The sequence below is a fragment of the Vibrio metoecus genome, from assembly GCF_009665255.1.
Taxonomy (GTDB): domain Bacteria; phylum Pseudomonadota; class Gammaproteobacteria; order Enterobacterales; family Vibrionaceae; genus Vibrio; species Vibrio metoecus_B.
Genome location: NZ_CP035687.1, coordinates 623,258 through 642,563, shown reverse-complemented (window position 1 = coordinate 642,563; position 19,306 = coordinate 623,258). Strand labels below are relative to the sequence as shown.

Here is a 19,306-nt window from a genome sequence, read left to right as displayed (position 1 = left end):
ACGTTGAACCGCGAAGATATGCGAATCGAAAGCATAAAGATAAAAAAACGCCCCCTGCATGCAGGGGGCGTTTAACCATTAATCGGTGCGTTAGCGTTTGACTCAGCCGTGCTGAGTTTCAACGGGAGCTGTTACGTCAATTTCCGTTAACGCAGCGTGGAGTGCGCTTTCAAAAACGGGGTAAACATTGTTTTTTCCCACTAAATCGACGATACCCGCTTTAATCAACTTCTGCGAAACGCGTGGGTTCGCCCCTGAAATCAGCACTTTAATACCACGCTTGTGGAAGCTTTGAATGATCTCTTCCAGTGTTTGAATGCCTGTAATATCCATAAATGGCACCCATTTTAAACGTAGGATCAGAATGTGCGGCGTTTCCTGAATGCTACTCATCACTCGTTCGAAAGTCTCAGCAGCGGCAAAGAAGAAAGGTCCTTCTAATGCGTAAACCGCTAATTCACGAGGCAACGCGCTTCTGCCTTGTTGGGCGAGTTCATAGCTCATATCTTGTGAACCGTTCGCTTTGACTTCGACACTTGAAGCCATACGTTTCACGAAATGCAGCATCGCGATGATCACCCCGATATTGACCGCTACCACGAGATCGGCGAAGACCGTCAAACCAAAAGTGAGCAAGAGAATCGCGACATCAGCACGTGGGGCGCGTTTGGCCAGTTGTACGAAGTGAGGGGCTTCACTCATATTCCACGCCACGACAAACAGAATTGCACTGAGGGTGGCTAGAGGAATATTGACGGCAAGGGGCGCTAAAACCAGCAGAATGATCACTAATGTCAGTGCGTGCATAACCCCTGCAATAGGGCTGTTGCCACCGTTACGAATGTTGGTCGCTGTACGCGCAATTGCGCCGGTTGCCGCAATGCCACCGAATAACGGTGTAATAATGTTAGCGATGCCTTGGCCGACCAACTCTTGGTTAGAATTGTGCTTCGTGCCTGCCATACCATCGGCTACGACTGCTGAAAGTAAAGATTCGATTGCGCCCAGCATTGCAATGGCAAAAGCGGGACCAATCAGCTGAATCATCTGACTTAGGCTTAAATCCGGCAAGGCAAACTCAGGCAAGCCTTGAGGGATTCCTCCAAACGCAGAACCAATGGTTCTTACCCCTTCAAATCCAATCACATATTGCAGTGAGGTTACAACAACTAACGCCAACAACGGCCCCGGAATCTTGGACAGTTTCGGAATTTTAGGACCGAAAATAACCAAGGCCAGAGATAAAAGCGCTAGCAAGGTTGTCGTGAGGTGGAATTGTGGGAATGCGTGGAAAATCGCGATTAATTTCTGGTGGAAATGTTCACCTTTGATTTCAGGTAAACCGAAGAAATCGCGCCACTGACCGACCCAAATGATCACACCAATTCCTGAAGTAAAGCCCACGATAACTGGATCAGGAATATAACGGATGATGCTACCTAAGCGAGCCAAACCAAGAATGACCAGAATAAAGCCTGCCATAATGGTCGCGATCTGTAATCCGGCAATACCGTGTTCAGCGACAATGCCGGCAAGAATAACAATAAACGCGCCGGTTGGGCCGGCGATTTGTACGCGTGAACCACCAAACAGGGAAACAATGATCCCCGCGATGATAGCGGTATAAATTCCTTGTTCTGGTTTTACGCCGGAAGCAATAGCAAATGCCATAGCCAACGGCAGAGCAACCACCCCAACTATCAACCCCGCTGTAATGTTGTTGACCCAGTGCTTGGGTTGCAACTGACCGGCTTTATAGGATTCATAGATGGCAAACATAATTGATCACCTTAGCAAAAATAGGGAAATGAAAACGCCGTGGATTCTACGCTCATTTTATAGGCTGTAAAGGGATACTTCCCGCAAGATAAAAGAGGTTAGTGGTGAAGTGTTGATAAAATTAATCTTTTAATTTCATATGATTAACTTTCGTTAACCTCAGGTTAATCTCGGTTGGCGGCGTTAATTAGGATTTCATGCGGAAAACCTTAGTTCCCCTTGGCGCATAGATTATGCGTTTAATTGAATGATAGTTAGGTTGAGTATAAGGAATAAATTACCTATCATGCCTTGAGTTGGTTGTTTTTTGTTCGAAGATGGAGTTTGACATGATTAACAAGAAGTTCCTTAAAACAAAAGATGAAGTGGAAGTCACTTTTGAATGCGATGCACCACAAGCGGCATCTGAAGTGGCGATCGTGGCGGATTTTTTAGGTTGGCAGCCAGAGCCAATGAAAAAAGTCGCTAAATCGAGCACCTTCAAATTTAAAACGCGCTTGCCGAAAGACAGCGAATTTCAATTCCGTTATTTGCTTGATCAGCAGCAATGGGTAAATGACCCAGATGCCGATCAGTACATCGAGAATGGTTTTGGGGAAGAGAACTGCTTGCTCACCACCTATCAGTGATTTCGGTAGCATTTTTGCGCGAAAGCTCAAAAAATCACAAAGAACTAAGTTGCTGCTGACACACTAAATCTTATATTTTTGAAAGGCACATACGTGCCTTTTTGCTTTAAATTGACGAAAGCGTAGGTGACAAGCTGCGCTGAAACCCTTACTCTTGGCCGAGTTCTGACTTTTTTCCACAGGTAAATTGGTGATACATAAATCTATTGTTTTGCGGTTTTCTGAGCTTTCAATGCGAAAGAAAGCGACACTGGTAGGTTTGCCGCTTTTGGCTGTGGCTGCGATCTCGTCTTCGCTCAACAGTCCAATACGGCAACAGCGTATTGAGTTGTCTCTGCCTGACTCACCGGTCGTGCAATTTTCGTCTGCTGAACATTCAGACGTGGTGAAAGTGGGGTACCCAGATTATGAATATGAAATCAAACCGGGCGATAATCTAAGCACGATTTTTAGCCAGCTTGGGTTTCCTTACACTGAACTGATGAAGATCATGGAGACGGATTTAAACTATCTGGCTCTTGATACGCTAAGACCTGGCAACGTGCTGCGTTTTTGGAAAGGCAGTGATAATACGCTATCTAAAATGGAGCTTGAGTTTAGCCTTGTCGATCGTGCGGTATACACCCGCCTTAACGATGGCAGCTATGAGTTTGAAGAGCGGAAAATTCCCGGCACGTGGAAAGTTGAACCGCTGATCGGTGAAGTGGATGGTAGTTTTTCTCTCTCAGCAAACCGCGCTGGTCTCGGCACGGCAGACGTTGATCAAATCGTTACTCTGCTGAAAGATAAAATTAATTTTGGCCGCGACTTGCGTCGTGGTGATCGTTTTGAGGTCGTGCTGTCACGTCAGTTTGTGGGTGAAAAACTCACAGGTAACTCTGAAATTCAGGCGATCAAGATTTTTAATCGTGGTAAAGAAATCACAGCGTATCTGCACCAAGATGGCCAATACTACGATAAGAATGGTGATAGCTTACAGCGCGCTTTCCAGCGTTATCCGGTTGATAGTAAATGGCGTATTTCGTCAAATTTCGATCCAAAACGTTTTCATCCAGTAACCAAGCGGGTTGCACCACACAACGGTACCGACTTTGCGATGCCAATTGGTACCCCAGTGTACACATCGGGTGATGGCGTGGTTGTGATGACTCGTAACCACCCTTATGCGGGCAACTATGTGGTGATTCAGCATGGCAGCACCTACATGACTCGTTACCTGCACTTGAGCAAAATATTGGTCAAGAAAGGGCAAAAGGTATCCCGTGGGCAGCGCATTGGTTTATCGGGTAATACAGGTCGTGTGACCGGTCCTCATTTGCATTATGAGTTAATCGTACGTGGTCGTGCGGTGAATGCGATGAAAGCGAATATTCCGATGGCGAGTTCGGTGCCAAAGAAAGAGATGGCACAATTTATCGCGAAACGTAAAGAGCTCGATCAGATGCTCGCTCGTCAAGAAAGCATGCTTGCTGCGCAATAGCACCAAGCTTTCACAACAAAGCCCCTCTTAGGGGCTTTGTTGTTTCTGCATCTTAGTGATTCGGGTTGGCCGGAGTTTGCTGGGTTGAAGGTAACTGCCGTTCGACCATGACACTGGGTAAGTCGGGTTTACTAAAGTAATAGCCTTGTATTTGCTCACAGCCCATTTGGTAAAGCTTATCTAAGGCTTGTTGGTTCTCTACCCCTTCTGCCACTAGGTCGAGTTTGAGTTGGTTCGCGAGCTGAATGATTAGCCATACGATGCTTTCGGAAGTTTGGTTGGTGAGTAAGTTACGCACAAACGCCGCATCGATTTTGATGCAGTCAATCGGGTAGCTATGAATGTAATTCAAGCTTGAATAACCAGTGCCAAAGTCATCCAAGGCAATTCTAAAGCCTAGTTCACGCAATACTGTTAACACACTGCATACTTCGGCTGCTTTGGAAAGTAGGACAGTTTCAGTCAGTTCTATGGTGAATTCTGTGGGTTGGAAGCCATAGGTTTGGATCGATTTTAATAAGTGTTCAAGATAGCGATTGGAATTGGTCAGTTCATCGGCAGAGCAGTTGATGCTGAGGTGCACTTTTCGCTCTAGTCCATGTTCTAACTCCATTTTTGCGATGCAAGCGAGCTCCAAAATACGTTCACCCAACTCGATGATCAGGCCAGATTGCTCTGCTGCCTCGATAAATTCAAGAGGAGTGACAAAACCCAGTGAGCTGCTTTTCCAGCGCGTCAAAATTTCAAAATAGTCCCATTTCTGTTGGTTTCTTTTCACAATCGGTTGCACAACCACATACAACTCGGTCTGATGAATAGGTTTACTCAATTCGCTGCGCAGAGCATCGATAATTTGTGTGCGTCGGTAATACTGGTTGCTCAGCAACGTATCATAAAACCGGATATGCGTGTTGTGGTTACGTTTGCACTCTTCCAAGGCTAAGCTAGCATTGAACAGGATTTGATCAGCTGTGAGCCGTTCTCCGCTGTATTTGGCAATACCAATGCTGACGCTGACTTTAATTCGCCGATCTTGATCAACATAGTCTTGTGAGAGCTTATTGAGGATGGTTTGGCAGATTTTCATCGGCTCATGATCGGTGGTCAGAAACGCGAACTCGTCCGCGGCGATTCTAAACGCGTGCTGTTCCTCAGGTAACGCTTGCTCTATCGCGCTGGCGACAAATTTGAGTACAGCATCACCGAGAAAATGTCCGTATAAGTCGTTGATTGAACGGAACTCATCAATATCGAGAAACGCCAAAGTGAAATGGTGTTGTCCACGTTGGATCAAGGCATCGAGTTTATCGGCCAAATCATTGCGGTTCATTAGTCCGGTTAAGTTGTCGTGAGAAATTTCATGGCGTAATTGATTAACCAAACTCTGGGACCGCGCTGCCATTTGTTTGCATTCCAAATCATGGGCGATCATCTGTGCCAAAATTTGGTGGATTAAAACGAGGTTGGCAAAATCTTCTAGTGGGCGAGTAAACGTCGAGATCAGAACCCCGTAGTTTTCACCACTCGAAAAATAAATCGGGATCCCTAAATACGCTTCAATATTGTTTTCGACCAAATAGGTGTCTGATGGAAAGAGCTCCGCCACTTTGTTTGTGAAAATACAATAAGGCTGTTGCTGTAATCCTACCTGTTCACAGGGGGTGCCTTGCAGCTCGTAATGTTGTTCTAAACTGCTTGGTTCAATACTGGCACAGCACAAGTTGTGAGCTTTATAACGCATTTTATCCAATTCAATGACCATTGAGCTGTGGCTATTAAAGGTTTTATGTAGGAACTGAGTCACTTGCGAAAGCAACTCTGGACCACAAAGCATGCTGAAATGATGTATGGCGTCCAGACTCAGTTTTTCTGCTACCAATTGACTGTTAGTCATATTCTGATCTCTCTAGCCGTTTCTGACAAAATGGATCTCATCACCGCGAGATACTTTTATATGCATGTAGTTACTATTGTTGAGATCGCGGTGATTTTCCAGCCGTTCGAGGCAGAGGATTGGGCGTTACTTGAGCTTGCTTTTTGAATTCAACCGTTTAGTCGAGCGAAAAAAAACAAAAAAAATCTGATTGTGAATTGAAATTCCCAATATTTAACTGATAGATAAATTAATTAGGCTGATTTAGCTTGGCCTAGTTTTTGTTTTAAGTGATCAAGGAACAGCTGAGTTCGAGTGTGCTGATACTCCAATTTAGGGTAATACGCGAACACGGTGGTTTGATCTATGGTGACATCGGGCAAAATGCGTACCAGAGTACCCTGTTTGAGTTCATCTTTGATCATGATATGTCCGGTGACAATGATGCCCATCCCCGCTTTTCCTGCATAAAATAGGGCTTCTGGGTTGGTGGTGGCAAAGTTACCCGTGAGCGTAATGCGCTTGCCTTGCGAGGTTTTTACTTCCCGAAAAGTGTTTTCCCCCCAGCACAGAACATTATGTTCAGTTAACTGTTGTAACGTTTGCGGTGTTCCTTGCTTTGCAAGATAGTGAGGTGAAGCATAAAAGCCCGCTTGATACTCAAACAACGGGGTTGCTTTAAAGCTGAGTGAATTGAGTTGATCAATTTCTCGGCTGATAAAGAGATCGAGATGTAGCTCTGGTAACTGTCCCGGAGTGGTGGTGATGAGCTGAATACGGATATCGGGGTAGCGTTGCAAAAACTCATCAAGATATTGCATCAAGAACTTTGAACCGACGGCCAGCGTGGCACCAATTCGCAGTAGCCCGGCAGGCGTCTGATTGACCGAGCGTGTTTCATCGACCGCGGATTGCCAGCTTTCTAACTGTGCTTTGGCTCGTTGATAAAAAAGAGCTCCGGCTTCGGTCTGCGTAACAGAACGTGTCGTGCGTTTCAGCAGTTGAACTCCAATACGCTCCTCAAGCCAGTGAATACGCTTACTGACCGCCGAACTGGTGGTGTTGAGTTTGCGTGCTGCGCCATTGAAGCTGCCTTCCTCAACGACTTTGATGTAGGTTTTTGCACTTTGTAACCAATCCATCTCATGACCTTATTCATTCTTTATTGGAACTAATTTATTTCCAATTTGCGAGATTATCAAATGAGAGTTGCCAATATAGACTCTCTGCCATGAACGCACAAACCTCTACTCGTTTTCGCCGCACCCCCATGCTACTTGCGATGATGATCATCGCGACTGGCCAAGTGGGTGTGAGCATTTATTTGCCCTCACTGCCTCTGATTAGTCGCGATTTACAGGTCGATCAAGCGAGTGCGCAGATGCTCGTCACGCTCTTTTTACTGGGTTTTGGTGGCTCACAGCTATTTTATGGCGCACTGTCCGATGCCGTAGGCCGACGCCCGACGTTTTTGCTTGGACAAGGTATCTATTTGCTAGGTACTGTGCTCTGCGTGATGATGTCGGATCATTTTCAAGCTCTTGAATTTGGACGCTTATTGCAAGGATTAGGGGCGGGCAGTGCTTCGGTTCTTGGGCGTAGTGTATTACGCGACAGCTATGACGGTTTTCATCTCACCAAAGCGCTCTCTTATTTGTCGATTACTGCGTCAATCATGCCGATTATTGCGCCAGTGCTCGGGGGCTGGATGGCCTATCACTTGAGTTGGCAATCTGTGTTTATTTTTGTGCTGATCTATATCGGGGCAATTTTTACGCTCGGGCTGATGATCCTGCCAGAAACGTTGCCTTACCCAAAACGGCGAGTTCAATGGCGTGGCATTGTGATTAACTACGCTAAACTTCTTGCTAATCAACAAGTCACTAGTAGTGCAAGTTACAACTGGTTAAGTTATTTAGCTAGCTTGGTCACCTTATCCATTTTGCCCTTTCTGCTCCAAAAACAGCTAGGTATGACCGCAGCCGATTACGGCTCGACCCTTATTATTCCCTCCTCTGGTTTATTACTGGGCAGCGTGCTTGTGAACATGCTGACTTCTCGTTTCTCGGTGCGTCAACTGCTAGGGTGTGCGATTAGCTTGATGGTATTTGCGGGCCTTTGGCTGCTGCTGACCGAATTCTCCGTGTTTAACCTGATTTGGGCTTTTACTTGGCTGAGCATCGCGCAGGGCATTTCTTTTCCATTGGCTACAACGCTTTTGTTATCACCTCATAAATCACAAGCGGGGGCGGTTTCAGCACTTTCTGGTTCGATTCAGATGGGGATCGCAGGTTTACTGGGAGGATATTTGGTGGAGCATTGGGTGACTAGCCAAAATGCAATGGGCGTGTTTTATATTCTGGTCGGCATCACGATGTTGAGTGTGTTGATCGCAACGAAAAAAGCCCACGTACAAGAGAGCGCTGTACAAACGCAGGCATGAGAGCTGGTGTAATGAAAACTCAGTTCAATCGGCCGTAGGGCAGGGAAATGCAGGTTCCACTGCCGCTTGCCGTGAGAAGTGTATATAATCGGCGCTCATTTTTACGGGAAAGCACTCTCTACGGGGATCATCATGCAACAGAGTCAATTTGAAGCCTTAATTAAACTTTTATGTGAGCAAGCGACGTTACCGCAAGCCCTAGAACTGCTGAAAAGCAGCGAAGACGAGGCGATTGCTGAAGCGGCGCAATCGCTTTCAGGTCAGTTTGCTTTGGCTGAAGTCGAAGGTGAGCAACGTATTTACCATGTGACCACGGAAGTGGATGAACAGGGCGAAGAACAAGAATACGTCGAACACATCATGAACGAAGGTGACGACGTGGTGAAATTTGTCGCTTGGTTTTTTGATGGCTTTTTCGATATCAAACAGAAAGATATCTATCAAGCGGCTGGAAAAACGTACAAACAACCCAAACGCAATTAACCTGTAATTTAATTACATAAATTTGTGATGCGTGTCTTGTTTTGTTGGATTTTGCTGTTATATTGGGCGAAAGATGTCATTCAGCAACATAGAGGCGTGCGTTATGAATAATGAACTCGGTTCGGTTTATCTCGGGCAACTGATTGCCAAACAAGCGATGCATCAAGCTCAGGCTGGTAAAAGCAAAACGAAAAAACGCTCTTTTCTACAACGAATTCGTCAAAAACTTAGCCAATGAGTCTGATCTAGTTCAAGAAAATGTCGGCCCACTCAATGAGTGGGTCGACATTTTTATGCTTTAGAGTCTCGGTGCACAACGCAGCCACTCACCATAAGGTGATGCATTCGCGAAGTTACTGCGCAACGCGTGTGGTTTCAATGTCCACCACATTATCCGGTACGCGTTGTGGGTTCTCTTTCAGCCATTTTTCCAGCGAATCACTGCCTCCAATATACTGACTGTTTAACCAGATTTGTGGAACCGTGACGGGCGTTTTCTCACCGATGATTGCTTTCACTTCAGGGATCATGCGGTACAGTGCGGCGCTCTCTTTCACCACATCATGATAGCGATAGTCGATTCCTGCAGTATCAAGCAACTGCTTGGCTTTCACGCAGTAAGGGCAGGTGGCTTTGCCAAACACAATATTGCCTTGTAACGTGTCTTGTTTGGTCCACTCTTTGATGATTGATTGCACTAATACACCGCGATTGAGGGCTTCGCCTTGGCTGATCACTTTGCCTGCTACGACCACAATCGGCGCATGCCACGCACCAAGTTTTAAGGGTTCCCACCAGTAAGAAAGCCAATCTTTCACTTCCAATTCAATCGGAATACCTGCCAGTTCATTGGCAAACGTATCGGCCAAAATATCTTTGGTCAGCGTGCATTCCCCACAAGGGATGTTGACTTTAAATGGGCCAAAACTGCCAGCCCAGCGGTAAAGTGTCACTTTAATTGGCGTGCTCATCGGGTATTCCTCATACAAATCTTTTCATTAAAAGATAGGAAAGGTGCTAGACACTTTTTCTTTCGCGCCGTGATTTTTTTGTTTCCCATTGGGTAATAAATGCTACGGAAAGCACAATGATCGCCGCTCCGAGCCATAAGCGTCCTGGTGGAACCCAACCAAAGACTAACCATCCGGCCAAGACGTTGAAAGGGAGTTTTGCGTGATCAAATGGTTGTACAAAAGAAGCATCAGCAACGGCATAAGCTTTGGCAATCGCCCATTGAGCCAGTGCTGTCATGACCCCTGCACCAATCAGTAATCCACACAGCATTTGGCCACTCGGCATCTGCCAGTCAGGTAGCGCAAGGAGCAAATTAAAGGGTGTGATCAGCAGCAACAGGTAAACCACCATGGTGGACGGTGAATCATGAGCGGAAAGTTTTTTCACCATCAGCGAGTAACATGCCCAGAAGAAGGCGGCACCTACCGGCAGTAGAGAGGCGAGATTAAAATTGTCTGCCCAAGGCTCAAGGATGATCATTGCACCGATAAATCCAGTGAGAGTCGCGAGCCATCGCGCCATGCCGACTTTTTCGCGCAACCATAAGCCAGAGCCAATGGTAGCAAAGAGGGGAGATGTCATCAGCAGTGCAATTCCTTGCCAGATGGGAACCGGGTAAGCCAGCGCCCACAACCAAAGCTGAATGCCAATCACGGCCAAAAATACGCGCAGGAGATGCCAACCAAACCGTTGAGTTCGCAGCGACTGACGAATGCCAAGAGTTTTGAGATAAGGCAGGATAACCACAATCGCAATCGCGTATTGCACTAAGGCAACAGTGGTAGAAGGTAGACCAAATTCGATACTGGCGTATTGGGCAATACTGTTAACGACCGCGAAAGATAAGCCGGCGGTCAGCATCCAAAGTGCGCCTTGGAGTGGGTGGTGTTTTATACTCATGAATCAAAGAGGTAGTCAGAAAGTGGGCTGAATCATACGTGGTAATGTTGAGAAAACCAATCGTTACGGCTGCTGATGATGTTCGAAACCTTCAAACAAAAAAGGCCAAGCAAACGCTTGGCCAAATAAGGACAAATTCAGGAGTGATGGGTGAGATTAGAAATCGTAACGTAAGCCAAGACGGATAGTGTCTTCGACTTTGTAGCCGGCGTCTTTGTCATCCAAACCATTCGCTTTGTAAGCGATGTAAGAACGGAAGTTTTTCGTGAAATCGTAACGGCCAGTGAGCTCGAAGAAATCCGATTTGTCTTTAGTGACATTTTTGGTTTCTTCTTCTTGAGTTTGGTAAGCGGCAATCAGGCGGAACTGCTTGGTAATTTTGTACTGAGCAGAGGTTTCGATGCCCGTGAATTGTGTATCGGCTTTGTCATCTTTATCACCAGTGGTGTAAGTGGCACCAAAGTAGAGATCCCCCATGGTGTAACCTAGGCCTGCAATAATTTGATCTGCTGAACCGTTATCCGTGCCAAGATCGTTAGCGGCATAGCCTAAGCCAAGATCCAAGCCAAAGGGCGTTGAATAAATGCCAGAAATACCAAAGCCGTCGGCATTTTTCTCATCATCAGCAATGTAGCTCGCTTTTAGCTTAAAGCTTTCGAAGTCATAACCGTAAGCGATGGTGTTGTTGATTTGCTCGTTACCTGCACTGATAAAGGCTTTTTGATCACCCGTAAAAGTACCGATATCAGATAGATCAGAAATTTGCACACCTGCTGTGTTTTGGCGACCAAAAGAAAGGCTACCAAAATCGCCTTTCATACCGACGTACATATAACGTTGTTTGAACGTCGTTTCTTGCTCTGTTGAAGCACCTGCAGACGATTTCACGCCTTGTTCTGCTTCCCAGAAACCGAAGCCTTTCATGCCTGCGCCAATATCCGTTTCACCAGCCACATTCAGACGTACACGGCTCTTGTTGAGCATTGTGCCGGCAATTTCTTTGCCTTTGTCGTCACCGTTGAAGTCGCCACGAAATTCCAGACGGCCACCAACTTTGAGCGTGGTGCCTTCTGCATCATAAACGGTTGCGGCTAAAGTAGAACCTGATACCAGTGCGGAAACGATGGCGAGAGCAACTGCTGCCTTTTTCATTTTACTTACCCTATTTTAATGGATGGGCTTAACTGCCCGACGTTTGATGCCGCTAAGGTACTGATTGAAAATGAATAATGCGTTTCTATTTGGTGACGTTTTGGTTGAGTTTTTATGGCGTAGGGATGACAAAGTAAAAGCAGGATAGATCCCTAAACACACGGCGAAGTTCGTTGCGGATGGATACCCTCTCTCATTTCGTATCTAGAGTAATGAGGCGCTTCGCCGTGGTGAGTAATGGGGAATCGAAATTACAGGGCTAAACCATTGACGCTGACTTGCACGTCAATGTTGCCACGCACAGCATTGGAATAAGGACAGACTTGATGGGCAACGGTCACCAACTGTCTGGCTTGTTCATCTTCTAAAGCGATGTGTGCGGCGAGGGCGACACTTAGCGCAAAGCCACCTTGACCATTGGATCCGATGCCCACAGTGGCGGTCACAGGTGCTTCTTTTAAGGCGACTTTTGCTTCACGAGCGACGTGCAAAATCGCGTTCGAAAAGCAAGCGGCATAACCGGCTGCAAACAGTTGCTCTGGGTTGGTTGCCGTACCGCTTCCGCCCATCTCTTTTGGGTAGCTGAGATTGAGCTCAAGCAGTTTGTCTTCGGTACTGACTACTCCATTGCGTCCTGCAGAAGCGGTGGCGGAAGTTTGATAAATCGTACTCATGTTTTTATTCCTTAATTTAAGTTGTGTGCAATTTAATTGTTTGCAATCTTATATCGAGTCTTTTGTTGTTTGCAAGTATATTGTGTGCAATTTATTTTTTGAGGATAAATCATGTCTTCTCCACAAGTGAGCTGCCAAACGCCGACTCATGATCCATTACTGTTGGAAAATCAGGTCTGTTTCCCACTCTACAGTGCATCGAATGCGGTAATCCGTGCTTATCGTCCGCTGCTTGATCAACTGGATATCACTTATTCGCAATATTTGGTGCTGCTGGTACTGTGGCAACAAAACGGAATTAATGTGAAAGATCTCGGTGCTAAGCTGCATTTGGATTCCGGCACGCTGACTCCGCTACTGAAAAGGTTGGAAGCGAAAGGAATTGTGGAACGGCGACGCAGCAGCAGTGATGAGCGGGTTCGTGAGCTATTTTTGACGCCTGCAGGGTTTGCGTTGCAGGAGCAGGCACGTTCAGTACCGAATGAGATGCTGTGTAAATTTGATCTCAGCTTAGAGGAGCTGATTAGCCTAAAAACGTTGTGCGAGAAAATTCTCCATACTCTTGATTGAGTTCGATAATGAATGGGCTGAGGTGCGCATTTTCCACAAATGTGTGATTGATTTCTGCGTAGTTTATCAGCGATTAGTTTAGAATCGCGGCTTTGTGTCTGGTCAAGGAAGAGAGATGAGTCATATCCAATTTGCCAACCGAAACATATCCGTGGGTAAAGTGCTGTGTATCGGGCGTAACTATGTTGAACACATTCAGGAACTGCACAATAGCATTCCAGAACAGATGGTGCTGTTTCATAAGCCTTCATCAGCGGTTACATCGCATCTGCGCGCCTTCCATCAAGAGCCTTTGCATTATGAAGCAGAGATCTGTTTTCTGGTTGAAAAGGGACAATATGTCGCGGTGGGAATTGGCCTAGATTTGACCAAGCGCCAAATGCAGAGTTATCTCAAGTCCAAAGGCTTGCCTTGGGAGCGTGCTAAAGCGTTTGATGGTGCTGCAGTCTTGAGCCGATTTGTTGCGCTTGACGGGTTGGATGCCGCCGATCTCAATTTGGAACTGCTGATCAACTGCGTACGTGTGCAAAAAGGGCATGTTAATCAGATGCTTCACTCGCCGGAGGCTGTGTTACAAGAGCTAAAAAGCTATCTGACTTTGGAAGATGGTGATGTGGTGATGACAGGTACACCACAAGGCGTTGGGGAAGTACATCAAGGCGACCGTTTTGTGGGCCGCCTGAAATGTGGTGAACAGACCTTGATTGAAGTGGAATGGTTGGCTGAATAACCGAACTTTCACCCTCTCTCCTAACATACACTAAGCCCGTTTCTTACGGGCTTAAGCTAATACCACCAGCTTGAGCAGTAAGAAACTCCCCATCCCCACGACGGTCGTCAGCAGGACATTTTTGCTTAACCAAGCCAGTAAACCAGAAAGCAGTGCGGCGAGAAGATAGGGGTTGTGCCACTCTAGCCACAAGGTTTTTTCCGGCATAAACACAATTGGTGCCCAAATCGCGGTGAGCACCGCAGGCCCAGAGTAGCTAAGTAAGCGTTGCAACGTGGGGCTCAAACGCAGGGGCAGCTTAGGTTCAAGAAACAGATAACGGCTGAGAAACACCAGTGCCGTCATCGCGAATATCGAAAGCATGATCATGGGTGAGCTCCTAATAAACGTTCAGTACCGTAGCCGGCGAGCATGGCGCCAATACTGGCGAACATTAGGCTGCCTTCAATCCCCATCACGGTGAGTAACACTGATAACACCAAGGCGGTTAGTACCGAAATCAGCACAGGCCAGCTTTTGATATTCGGGATCACAATCGCGATGAAAGTGGCGGCGACCGCGAATTCCAATCCCCACTGATTGAGATCGGGCAGATAGCTGCCTGCGACAATGCCGACCAAGCTGGCTAAATTCCAAATCAGATAAAAACTCAGCCCTGCGCCTAACGCATACCAGCGATTAAACTGCTTGTCGGACTGCGCGCCGCAAATCGCAAACAGCTCATCGGTGAGCAAAAAGCCCAGTGTCAGCCGCCAGCGCAAGGGTAATGGGCTGATTTTGCTGCGCATTGATACGCTGTACAGAAAATGGCGTGAGGTAATAAAAAAAGTGGCTATCAACAAACTCAGTAACCCCGCCCCCGTTTTAAACATGCCGATAGCGACTAACTGTGCCGCTCCTGCAAACAAGATTGCAGACAAGGCTTGGCTCTCGATGACCGATAACCCCGCTTCAATCGCAAACGAGCCGGCCAGTAAACCCCAAGGTAATACCGCAATGCTCAACGGCAGCATAGCGACTGTGCCCTGCCAAAACAGCCGGGTGGGGGTAGGTGAATCATCAATGGTTAACACTTGGCTATTCATACTCTTTCCAATTTATAGAAGAAAACCTTATACCCTTCCTACCTGAAACTCCAAGAGATTTGGGTATCGTCAGGGTTATCAGAACACAGGGATAAGCCGATAAGCTTGGATAATCTTGCGCGGTAGCGTGCAGGTGACGAGTGCTGATTATCTAAGGTCTTGCGTACTGTTTTGGGGTGATGCCGAGCGCTTTTTTAAAGTGGCGATGCAGATGGCTTTGATCGTGAAAGCCACACTCTTGCGCGGTTTCTGAGATACTCACGCCTTGCTTTAAAAGGGTTTTCGCGAGGCGCAAGCGGGCTTGGATTTGATAAGCGTGGGGTGGCAAACCAAACTGTTTTTGAAAGGTACGCACCAGATGAAAAGGACTTAATCCCGCCAGTTGTGCCAGCTCTTCGAGTGAAACATCGGCCTGCGGAAAATCATCCAGAAACTCTTTAACTAGCAATAATGGGCGTAGTGCAGATAGCGGTTGATCAGCCTTTGGCGCTGTGCGGCCGTGGCGTGTCATCAGCTTGACTAAGCTGGCGTAAATCAGGGTTTCACGTAGCAAGCGGTTAGTCGATTTCTCAAGGGTTTCAAACACTAAGCGCAGTTGGCTCGCGAGTTCGGGGTCATACACCACCGCTTGTGGAAAATAAGGCGCGCCGGTATTGGCGCCAATCTCTTTGGCAACCGTGGCAAACTGCTCGGGCAGTGGGTACATGGCTTTGTACGCCCAACCACCTTCGACGGCGGAGTGTCCGGTGTGCACTTCATCGGCGTTGACCAAAATAATGCTGTCTTGCGGCGCAATATGGGTGCCGCCGGTGCGGTAGAAAGATTGTGCACCGCGCTCAATCACTCCCACGGTATAGCCTTCATGGCTGTGGCGAGAAAAATTCTGCGTTTCGTATTGCGCATCGAGCAGCTCTAGGCCGCCAAACTCTTCGGCAATCTGAAATTTTGCTTGTTCTTTAATTTTGCCTGCTGAGTCGCCCATCACGCTTCCTTGTGCTTTTCCCTAATGAGTCTACTGCAAAGTGCAGGAAAATTTTTGTACAAAATTGCGCTTTTGTATTAATCGAAATCCGCACTATTTTATCTCTGGCTAGAAATGAGTTTATTTGGATTATCTTTCATATGGAAATGGCGGTATGTCTCCTATAAAATCCGCCGTTTTCCAGCTTTAACAAGATTTTCAACATGATTGATGTTTCGGTATTACCAGTTTATCTCACCGCGGTATTGGCGCTGTTGCTGATCCCAGGGCCAGATATGCTGCTGATTGCGAGCTCTAGTATGAGCTACGGACGCCGAGTCGGTTTGTTTGCCAGCTTGGGCAATGCCACATCAGGGATGATTTTAACCTTACTCGCGGCGCTCGGGGTTTCTGCACTGATTGCCATGAACCCGTTGGCGCTCAATGTGCTGCATTTGTTGGGGGGAGCATACCTGCTCAAAATGGCGTGGGATTGCCTACGCGCCGATGCAGCGCAAGCGCCCACCTTGGATGAGTCACAAGCGGTAGCAAAAACCTTTTACCAACGCGCTTTAGTGAGTAATTTGCTGAACCCCAAAGCCTTGGTGTTCTTTGTGCTGTTTTTGCCGCAGTTTGTTTCAACCAATATCGCAGCCAGCTCTGCCGAACAGATGTTCGCGCTGGGTATGGTACTGAATGTGTGCGGCTTGCTGTTTAATCTGCTGCTGGTGGCTTTGATTGGCGTGTTTGGTCGCTCGCTGGTCGACAATCAGCGTTTTCGCACTTATCAGCACAAAGTGATGGGCGCGGTTTTTTTGCTGCTAGCGCTCTGGATGCTCAGCGATTTTGTGTGATATCGCCAAAAAAGTGAAAAGCCACAGATCGTATCTGTGGCTTTTTTATCAGAACGACCAACATTGGCGGATCAGCGAATCGCGTTCAACAGTTTATCGGCGAGCTTTCTGAGTAAGCCTTTTTCCGGCCGAGTGTGGGCAAACGAGCGCAAACCATAAATGCCCATCACCAAATATTCGGTGAGCAGCACGCAGTCACTGTCTGGGTTTATCTCGCCGCGCTGCTGTGCTTCTTGTAATTGCGCAAGCATGCCTTGCTTCCAAGTACCCACTGTGGCGCGGATCAGCGTTTCGACTTCTTCATCCTGACAAGAGAGTTCATTGAGCGCTTTTTGCAGCAAGCAATCTTTGATCTCATCGCGTTCGCACTCATCAACGACCATCGCCATGTACTGCTCTAATCCCGCTAAGATGGTGGGATGTGCGGCGAAAATCGCATTAAATTCCGAGACGCGTTGTTTGGTGTATTGCTCAAGGGCGGCAATCAGCAAACCGCGCTTATTTTCAAACGCGCAGTAAATCGAGCCGGGGTGTAAACCGGTCACGCGTTTTAAATCTTGCATGCTGGTTTTGTTGAATCCTTTGGACATAAATTCATCCATCGCGGATCGCAACACCTGCTCTCGGTCAAATTCAGCTACTCGCACAACACACTCTCTTCATCGAACATGGCGCGATTCTAGCGCTAAACCGAGTCGATGACAAAGTATCTTGAACGTTCATTCAAAAAAGTTCTTGAACGATTGTTCAAGAATGATCTAGCATAAGCGCAACAGACAACCAAAGGACAACTCAAATGACCGATATTCTTTTTCAGCCATACGCGCTCAACGATGTGATTACCTTAAACAACCGAATTGCGATGGCGCCACTGACGCGCTGTATGGCTGATGATGATTTGGTGCCGACCGATGCCATGGTGGCGTATTACGCACGCCGTGCAGATGCTGGGCTGATCATTTCCGAAGCCACCATTATTCGCCCCGATGCTCAAGGTTACCCGAACACTCCAGGGCTGTTTACGCAAGCGCAAATTGCTGGTTGGAAAAAAGTAACGGATGCCGTGCATGCCAATGGCGGTAAGATTTTCGCTCAGTTATGGCATACCGGACGCGTGGCTCACCCTGCCTTTTTTGCGGGTGAATACGTTCTAGCGCCTTCAGCTCTCGGTGTCGAAGGCAGCGTGCCACGCCGCCGTGAATTGCAGTACACAGTACCAAAAGCGGCGAGCCAAGCGGAGATCAAGCAACTGGTGGCCGATTACGCACAAGCGGCGGAAAATGCACGCTTGGCGGGTTTTGATGGAGTCGAGATTCATGGCGCGAACGGCTATCTCATCGACCAGTTCCTGCATTTTGATTCTAACCAACGCAGCGATGAGTACGGTGAAACGCCGGCCAATATGGCGCGTTTTGCTTTGGAAGTAGTGGATGCGGTGATCGCTCGTATTGGCGCAGAGCGCACTGCGCTGCGTGTGTCTCCGGGGGCGTATTTCAATATCAAAGCGGACCCGCGTGATCGTGAAGTGTTTGATTATTTACTGCCTGAGTTGGAAAAGCGCAATTTGGCCTATCTGCATGAAGGGATGTTTGATGACAGCGTGACCTTTGATTTCTTAGGTGGTCGAGTGTCCACTTACTTGCGTCAGCACTACTCAAAAACGCTGATGGGTGTGGGTGGTTTTAGCGCAGAAACGGGTGCGACTGCGATTGAAAATAATGAGTTTGATCTGCTCGCGATTGGTCGTCCATTTATCGCTAACCCAGATTACATCGCCCGTGTTCAAAAGGGTGAAGAGCTAAAAGCGTACCAAGATTCGATGTTAACGGAGCTTTACTAAGTCGGTATTTCACCTTTCTTTATTGATAAAATCAGCCCCACTATTGGGGCTGATTTTTTAGGTTTACAGTGCGGATATTTAAACCAAAGTTAAACCAAAGCCGCGGAAACAAGGCCAATCAAGCCACCAAACACACCGCCCCAAATCACCAGCCAGCCTAGATGCTCTTTGATCATCTTCTGCACGATCTCTTTGACCAACTGTGGGGTCAGTTCATTTAAGCGCTGATCGATGATGCCTTCGATATTGGCTTTGATTTCATCCAGCATCGCGGGGGATTCGAGTTGCCCTTTTAGGGCTTCACGTACTGACTCGCTTTGGCTCATCTCGACAAGCGCTGTTTGCATCTTCTCCACAAAGGGCTGTTTCAGTGGTTCAAGCGCGGTCGCGCCGCCAAACATCGCCAGCATGCCACCAAAGGAGGATTGGCTTATCACTTCGACGAGCGAATCAAAGGTCGGGTTGAAATCGACTTTGGCGATCACCGGTTGCAAATCAAGGTTCAGCGCGCCATTCATCTCTTTATTGAGGAAGCGGTCGATATTGGTATCGGTAAAAAACTGCTCCATCATCAGATTTTTGATGGCGGCTTTGAAATCTTCAAAACGTGCGGGAATCACGCCGGAGCCATACAGCCCCGGCACTTTTTCAAACAGCATATGGATGGCGAGCCAGTTGGTGATCGCGCCGGAAAAGGCAAACAGCCCCGCATAAAAGGCATAGTGGTTAGGCAGGAAATAGCCGACACCCATCAGGGCCAGCGCCACTACATTGGTAATAAGGCTTTTATTCATAGTGTTCTCTAAGTTACTCAAAGTCTTACCTTGGCATAGCGGCCA

General features: G+C 47.4%; 21 protein-coding genes. 9 read left to right on the top strand and 12 right to left on the bottom strand.

Features of this window, described 5'->3' with window-relative positions:
* Positions 1-102: 102 nt before the first annotated feature.
* On the bottom strand, positions 103-1,779 hold the full coding sequence (locus tag EPB59_RS16370) for a SulP family inorganic anion transporter (RefSeq protein WP_154173883.1): 1,677 nt from the start codon (positions 1,777-1,779) through the stop codon (positions 103-105).
* Between the two features lie 329 nt (positions 1,780-2,108).
* Between EPB59_RS16370 and EPB59_RS16365 the strand changes: the two genes are divergently transcribed.
* Together EPB59_RS16365 and shyA are read left to right on the top strand one after the other, a co-directional pair.
* Positions 2,109-2,408 carry an isoamylase early set domain-containing protein gene (locus EPB59_RS16365; protein WP_055027939.1) on the top strand — a complete coding sequence of 100 codons (300 nt, stop codon included), beginning with the start codon at positions 2,109-2,111 and terminating at the stop codon, positions 2,406-2,408.
* A 232-nt stretch (positions 2,409-2,640) separates the two neighbouring features.
* A complete protein-coding gene (gene shyA / locus EPB59_RS16360; protein ID WP_055050282.1) occupies positions 2,641-3,888 on the top strand; it encodes a peptidoglycan DD-metalloendopeptidase ShyA in 1,248 nt (415 codons plus the stop codon).
* Between the two features lie 52 nt (positions 3,889-3,940).
* Here shyA and EPB59_RS16355 read toward each other — a convergent pair whose 3' ends face one another.
* Both EPB59_RS16355 and EPB59_RS16350 read right to left on the bottom strand, forming a co-directional pair.
* Positions 3,941-5,782 (bottom strand): putative bifunctional diguanylate cyclase/phosphodiesterase, encoded by a 1,842-nt coding sequence (locus tag EPB59_RS16355; protein ID WP_055050283.1) that lies wholly within the window; start codon positions 5,780-5,782, stop codon positions 3,941-3,943.
* A gap of 233 nt (positions 5,783-6,015) precedes the next feature.
* Positions 6,016-6,903, bottom strand: coding sequence for a LysR family transcriptional regulator (locus EPB59_RS16350; RefSeq protein WP_154173881.1), 888 nt, complete (start codon positions 6,901-6,903; stop codon positions 6,016-6,018).
* Between the two features lie 89 nt (positions 6,904-6,992).
* Between EPB59_RS16350 and EPB59_RS16345 the strand changes: the two genes are divergently transcribed.
* The 3 genes from EPB59_RS16345 (at position 6,993) to EPB59_RS18855 (ending at position 8,925) form a co-directional block, all read left to right on the top strand.
* Entirely contained in the window at positions 6,993-8,204 is a 1,212-nt protein-coding gene (locus EPB59_RS16345) for a multidrug effflux MFS transporter (RefSeq protein ID WP_154173879.1), read from the top strand.
* A gap of 132 nt (positions 8,205-8,336) precedes the next feature.
* Positions 8,337-8,687 (top strand): hypothetical protein, encoded by a 351-nt coding sequence (locus EPB59_RS16340; RefSeq protein WP_057568088.1) that lies wholly within the window; start codon positions 8,337-8,339, stop codon positions 8,685-8,687.
* 103 nt (positions 8,688-8,790) lie between these two features.
* Complete coding sequence (locus tag EPB59_RS18855; protein WP_277753098.1) at positions 8,791-8,925, top strand: hypothetical protein; 135 nt, start codon at positions 8,791-8,793, stop codon at positions 8,923-8,925.
* 115 nt (positions 8,926-9,040) lie between these two features.
* Here the strand turns inward: EPB59_RS18855 and EPB59_RS16330 are convergent, their stop codons facing one another.
* The 4 genes from EPB59_RS16330 to EPB59_RS16315 all read right to left on the bottom strand — a co-directional run bounded on the left by EPB59_RS16330 (position 9,041) and on the right by EPB59_RS16315 (position 12,427).
* Positions 9,041-9,658, bottom strand: a complete 618-nt coding sequence (locus tag EPB59_RS16330; RefSeq protein ID WP_055050287.1) for a glutaredoxin domain-containing protein — start codon at positions 9,656-9,658, stop codon at positions 9,041-9,043.
* Positions 9,659-9,704: 46 nt separating this feature from the next.
* Positions 9,705-10,562 (bottom strand): DMT family transporter, encoded by an 858-nt coding sequence (locus tag EPB59_RS16325; RefSeq protein WP_195707125.1) that lies wholly within the window; start codon positions 10,560-10,562, stop codon positions 9,705-9,707.
* 195 nt (positions 10,563-10,757) lie between these two features.
* The gene (locus EPB59_RS16320) at positions 10,758-11,753 is read right to left on the bottom strand and encodes a porin (protein WP_154173873.1); all 996 of its coding nucleotides are present in this window, start codon (positions 11,751-11,753) and stop codon (positions 10,758-10,760) included.
* Between the two features lie 251 nt (positions 11,754-12,004).
* Positions 12,005-12,427 (bottom strand): organic hydroperoxide resistance protein, encoded by a 423-nt coding sequence (locus EPB59_RS16315; RefSeq protein ID WP_154173871.1) that lies wholly within the window; start codon positions 12,425-12,427, stop codon positions 12,005-12,007.
* A gap of 111 nt (positions 12,428-12,538) precedes the next feature.
* On the opposite strand from EPB59_RS16315, the gene EPB59_RS16310 reads away from it, so the two are divergent.
* Together EPB59_RS16310 and EPB59_RS16305 are read left to right on the top strand one after the other, a co-directional pair.
* The gene (locus tag EPB59_RS16310) at positions 12,539-12,997 is read left to right on the top strand and encodes a MarR family winged helix-turn-helix transcriptional regulator (RefSeq protein ID WP_154173869.1); all 459 of its coding nucleotides are present in this window, start codon (positions 12,539-12,541) and stop codon (positions 12,995-12,997) included.
* A 115-nt stretch (positions 12,998-13,112) separates the two neighbouring features.
* Positions 13,113-13,727: a fumarylacetoacetate hydrolase family protein gene (locus tag EPB59_RS16305; protein ID WP_154173867.1), complete on the top strand. Its 615-nt coding sequence runs from the start codon at positions 13,113-13,115 to the stop codon at positions 13,725-13,727.
* A gap of 51 nt (positions 13,728-13,778) precedes the next feature.
* Here EPB59_RS16305 and EPB59_RS16300 read toward each other — a convergent pair whose 3' ends face one another.
* The 3 genes from EPB59_RS16300 to EPB59_RS16290 all read right to left on the bottom strand — a co-directional run bounded on the left by EPB59_RS16300 (position 13,779) and on the right by EPB59_RS16290 (position 15,794).
* On the bottom strand, positions 13,779-14,096 hold the full coding sequence (locus tag EPB59_RS16300; RefSeq protein ID WP_000605630.1) for an AzlD domain-containing protein: 318 nt from the start codon (positions 14,094-14,096) through the stop codon (positions 13,779-13,781).
* On the bottom strand, positions 14,093-14,812 hold the full coding sequence (locus tag EPB59_RS16295) for an AzlC family ABC transporter permease (RefSeq protein WP_154173865.1): 720 nt from the start codon (positions 14,810-14,812) through the stop codon (positions 14,093-14,095). The genes EPB59_RS16300 and EPB59_RS16295 overlap by 4 nt, the downstream gene beginning before the upstream one ends.
* A 151-nt stretch (positions 14,813-14,963) precedes the next feature.
* Complete coding sequence (locus tag EPB59_RS16290; protein WP_055029304.1) at positions 14,964-15,794, bottom strand: AraC family transcriptional regulator; 831 nt, start codon at positions 15,792-15,794, stop codon at positions 14,964-14,966.
* A gap of 203 nt (positions 15,795-15,997) precedes the next feature.
* Here EPB59_RS16290 and EPB59_RS16285 point away from each other — a divergent pair, with 203 nt between their 5' ends.
* The gene (locus EPB59_RS16285; RefSeq protein WP_000568041.1) at positions 15,998-16,627 is read left to right on the top strand and encodes a LysE family translocator; all 630 of its coding nucleotides are present in this window, start codon (positions 15,998-16,000) and stop codon (positions 16,625-16,627) included.
* Positions 16,628-16,698: 71 nt separating this feature from the next.
* Here EPB59_RS16285 and EPB59_RS16280 read toward each other — a convergent pair whose 3' ends face one another.
* Positions 16,699-17,274, bottom strand: a complete 576-nt coding sequence (locus EPB59_RS16280) for a TetR/AcrR family transcriptional regulator (protein WP_154173863.1) — start codon at positions 17,272-17,274, stop codon at positions 16,699-16,701.
* Positions 17,275-17,423: 149 nt separating this feature from the next.
* On the opposite strand from EPB59_RS16280, the gene EPB59_RS16275 reads away from it, so the two are divergent.
* On the top strand, positions 17,424-18,467 hold the full coding sequence (locus EPB59_RS16275; RefSeq protein WP_000129732.1) for an alkene reductase: 1,044 nt from the start codon (positions 17,424-17,426) through the stop codon (positions 18,465-18,467).
* A gap of 89 nt (positions 18,468-18,556) precedes the next feature.
* On the opposite strand, the gene EPB59_RS16270 is transcribed toward EPB59_RS16275, so the two are convergent.
* Positions 18,557-19,261 carry a DUF445 domain-containing protein gene (locus EPB59_RS16270; protein ID WP_195707124.1) on the bottom strand — a complete coding sequence of 235 codons (705 nt, stop codon included), beginning with the start codon at positions 19,259-19,261 and terminating at the stop codon, positions 18,557-18,559.
* Between the last annotated feature and the right edge of the window lie 45 nt (positions 19,262-19,306).

Excerpts from the sequence above, each read along its gene's own strand:
- EPB59_RS16275 (WP_000129732.1), top strand. The coding sequence starts at position 17,424 with ATGACCGATATTCTTTTTCAGCCATACGCGCTCAACGATGTGATTACC.
- EPB59_RS16320 (WP_154173873.1), bottom strand. The coding sequence starts at position 11,753 with ATGAAAAAGGCAGCAGTTGCTCTCGCCATCGTTTCCGCACTGGTATCA.
- EPB59_RS18855 (WP_277753098.1), top strand. The coding sequence starts at position 8,791 with ATGAATAATGAACTCGGTTCGGTTTATCTCGGGCAACTGATTGCCAAA.
- EPB59_RS16325 (WP_195707125.1), bottom strand. The coding sequence starts at position 10,562 with ATGCTGACCGCCGGCTTATCTTTCGCGGTCGTTAACAGTATTGCCCAA.
- EPB59_RS16290 (WP_055029304.1), bottom strand. The coding sequence starts at position 15,794 with ATGGGCGACTCAGCAGGCAAAATTAAAGAACAAGCAAAATTTCAGATT.
- EPB59_RS16330 (WP_055050287.1), bottom strand. The coding sequence starts at position 9,658 with ATGAGCACGCCAATTAAAGTGACACTTTACCGCTGGGCTGGCAGTTTT.
- EPB59_RS16285 (WP_000568041.1), top strand. The coding sequence starts at position 15,998 with ATGATTGATGTTTCGGTATTACCAGTTTATCTCACCGCGGTATTGGCG.
- EPB59_RS16350 (WP_154173881.1), bottom strand. The coding sequence starts at position 6,903 with ATGGATTGGTTACAAAGTGCAAAAACCTACATCAAAGTCGTTGAGGAA.
- EPB59_RS16305 (WP_154173867.1), top strand. The coding sequence starts at position 13,113 with ATGAGTCATATCCAATTTGCCAACCGAAACATATCCGTGGGTAAAGTG.
- EPB59_RS16365 (WP_055027939.1), top strand. The coding sequence starts at position 2,109 with ATGATTAACAAGAAGTTCCTTAAAACAAAAGATGAAGTGGAAGTCACT.
- EPB59_RS16355 (WP_055050283.1), bottom strand. The coding sequence starts at position 5,782 with ATGACTAACAGTCAATTGGTAGCAGAAAAACTGAGTCTGGACGCCATA.
- EPB59_RS16315 (WP_154173871.1), bottom strand. The coding sequence starts at position 12,427 with ATGAGTACGATTTATCAAACTTCCGCCACCGCTTCTGCAGGACGCAAT.
- EPB59_RS16300 (WP_000605630.1), bottom strand. The coding sequence starts at position 14,096 with ATGATCATGCTTTCGATATTCGCGATGACGGCACTGGTGTTTCTCAGC.
- EPB59_RS16345 (WP_154173879.1), top strand. The coding sequence starts at position 6,993 with ATGAACGCACAAACCTCTACTCGTTTTCGCCGCACCCCCATGCTACTT.
- EPB59_RS16310 (WP_154173869.1), top strand. The coding sequence starts at position 12,539 with ATGTCTTCTCCACAAGTGAGCTGCCAAACGCCGACTCATGATCCATTA.
- EPB59_RS16270 (WP_195707124.1), bottom strand. The coding sequence starts at position 19,261 with ATGAATAAAAGCCTTATTACCAATGTAGTGGCGCTGGCCCTGATGGGT.
- shyA (WP_055050282.1), top strand. The coding sequence starts at position 2,641 with ATGCGAAAGAAAGCGACACTGGTAGGTTTGCCGCTTTTGGCTGTGGCT.
- EPB59_RS16295 (WP_154173865.1), bottom strand. The coding sequence starts at position 14,812 with ATGAATAGCCAAGTGTTAACCATTGATGATTCACCTACCCCCACCCGG.
- EPB59_RS16340 (WP_057568088.1), top strand. The coding sequence starts at position 8,337 with ATGCAACAGAGTCAATTTGAAGCCTTAATTAAACTTTTATGTGAGCAA.
- EPB59_RS16370 (WP_154173883.1), bottom strand. The coding sequence starts at position 1,779 with ATGTTTGCCATCTATGAATCCTATAAAGCCGGTCAGTTGCAACCCAAG.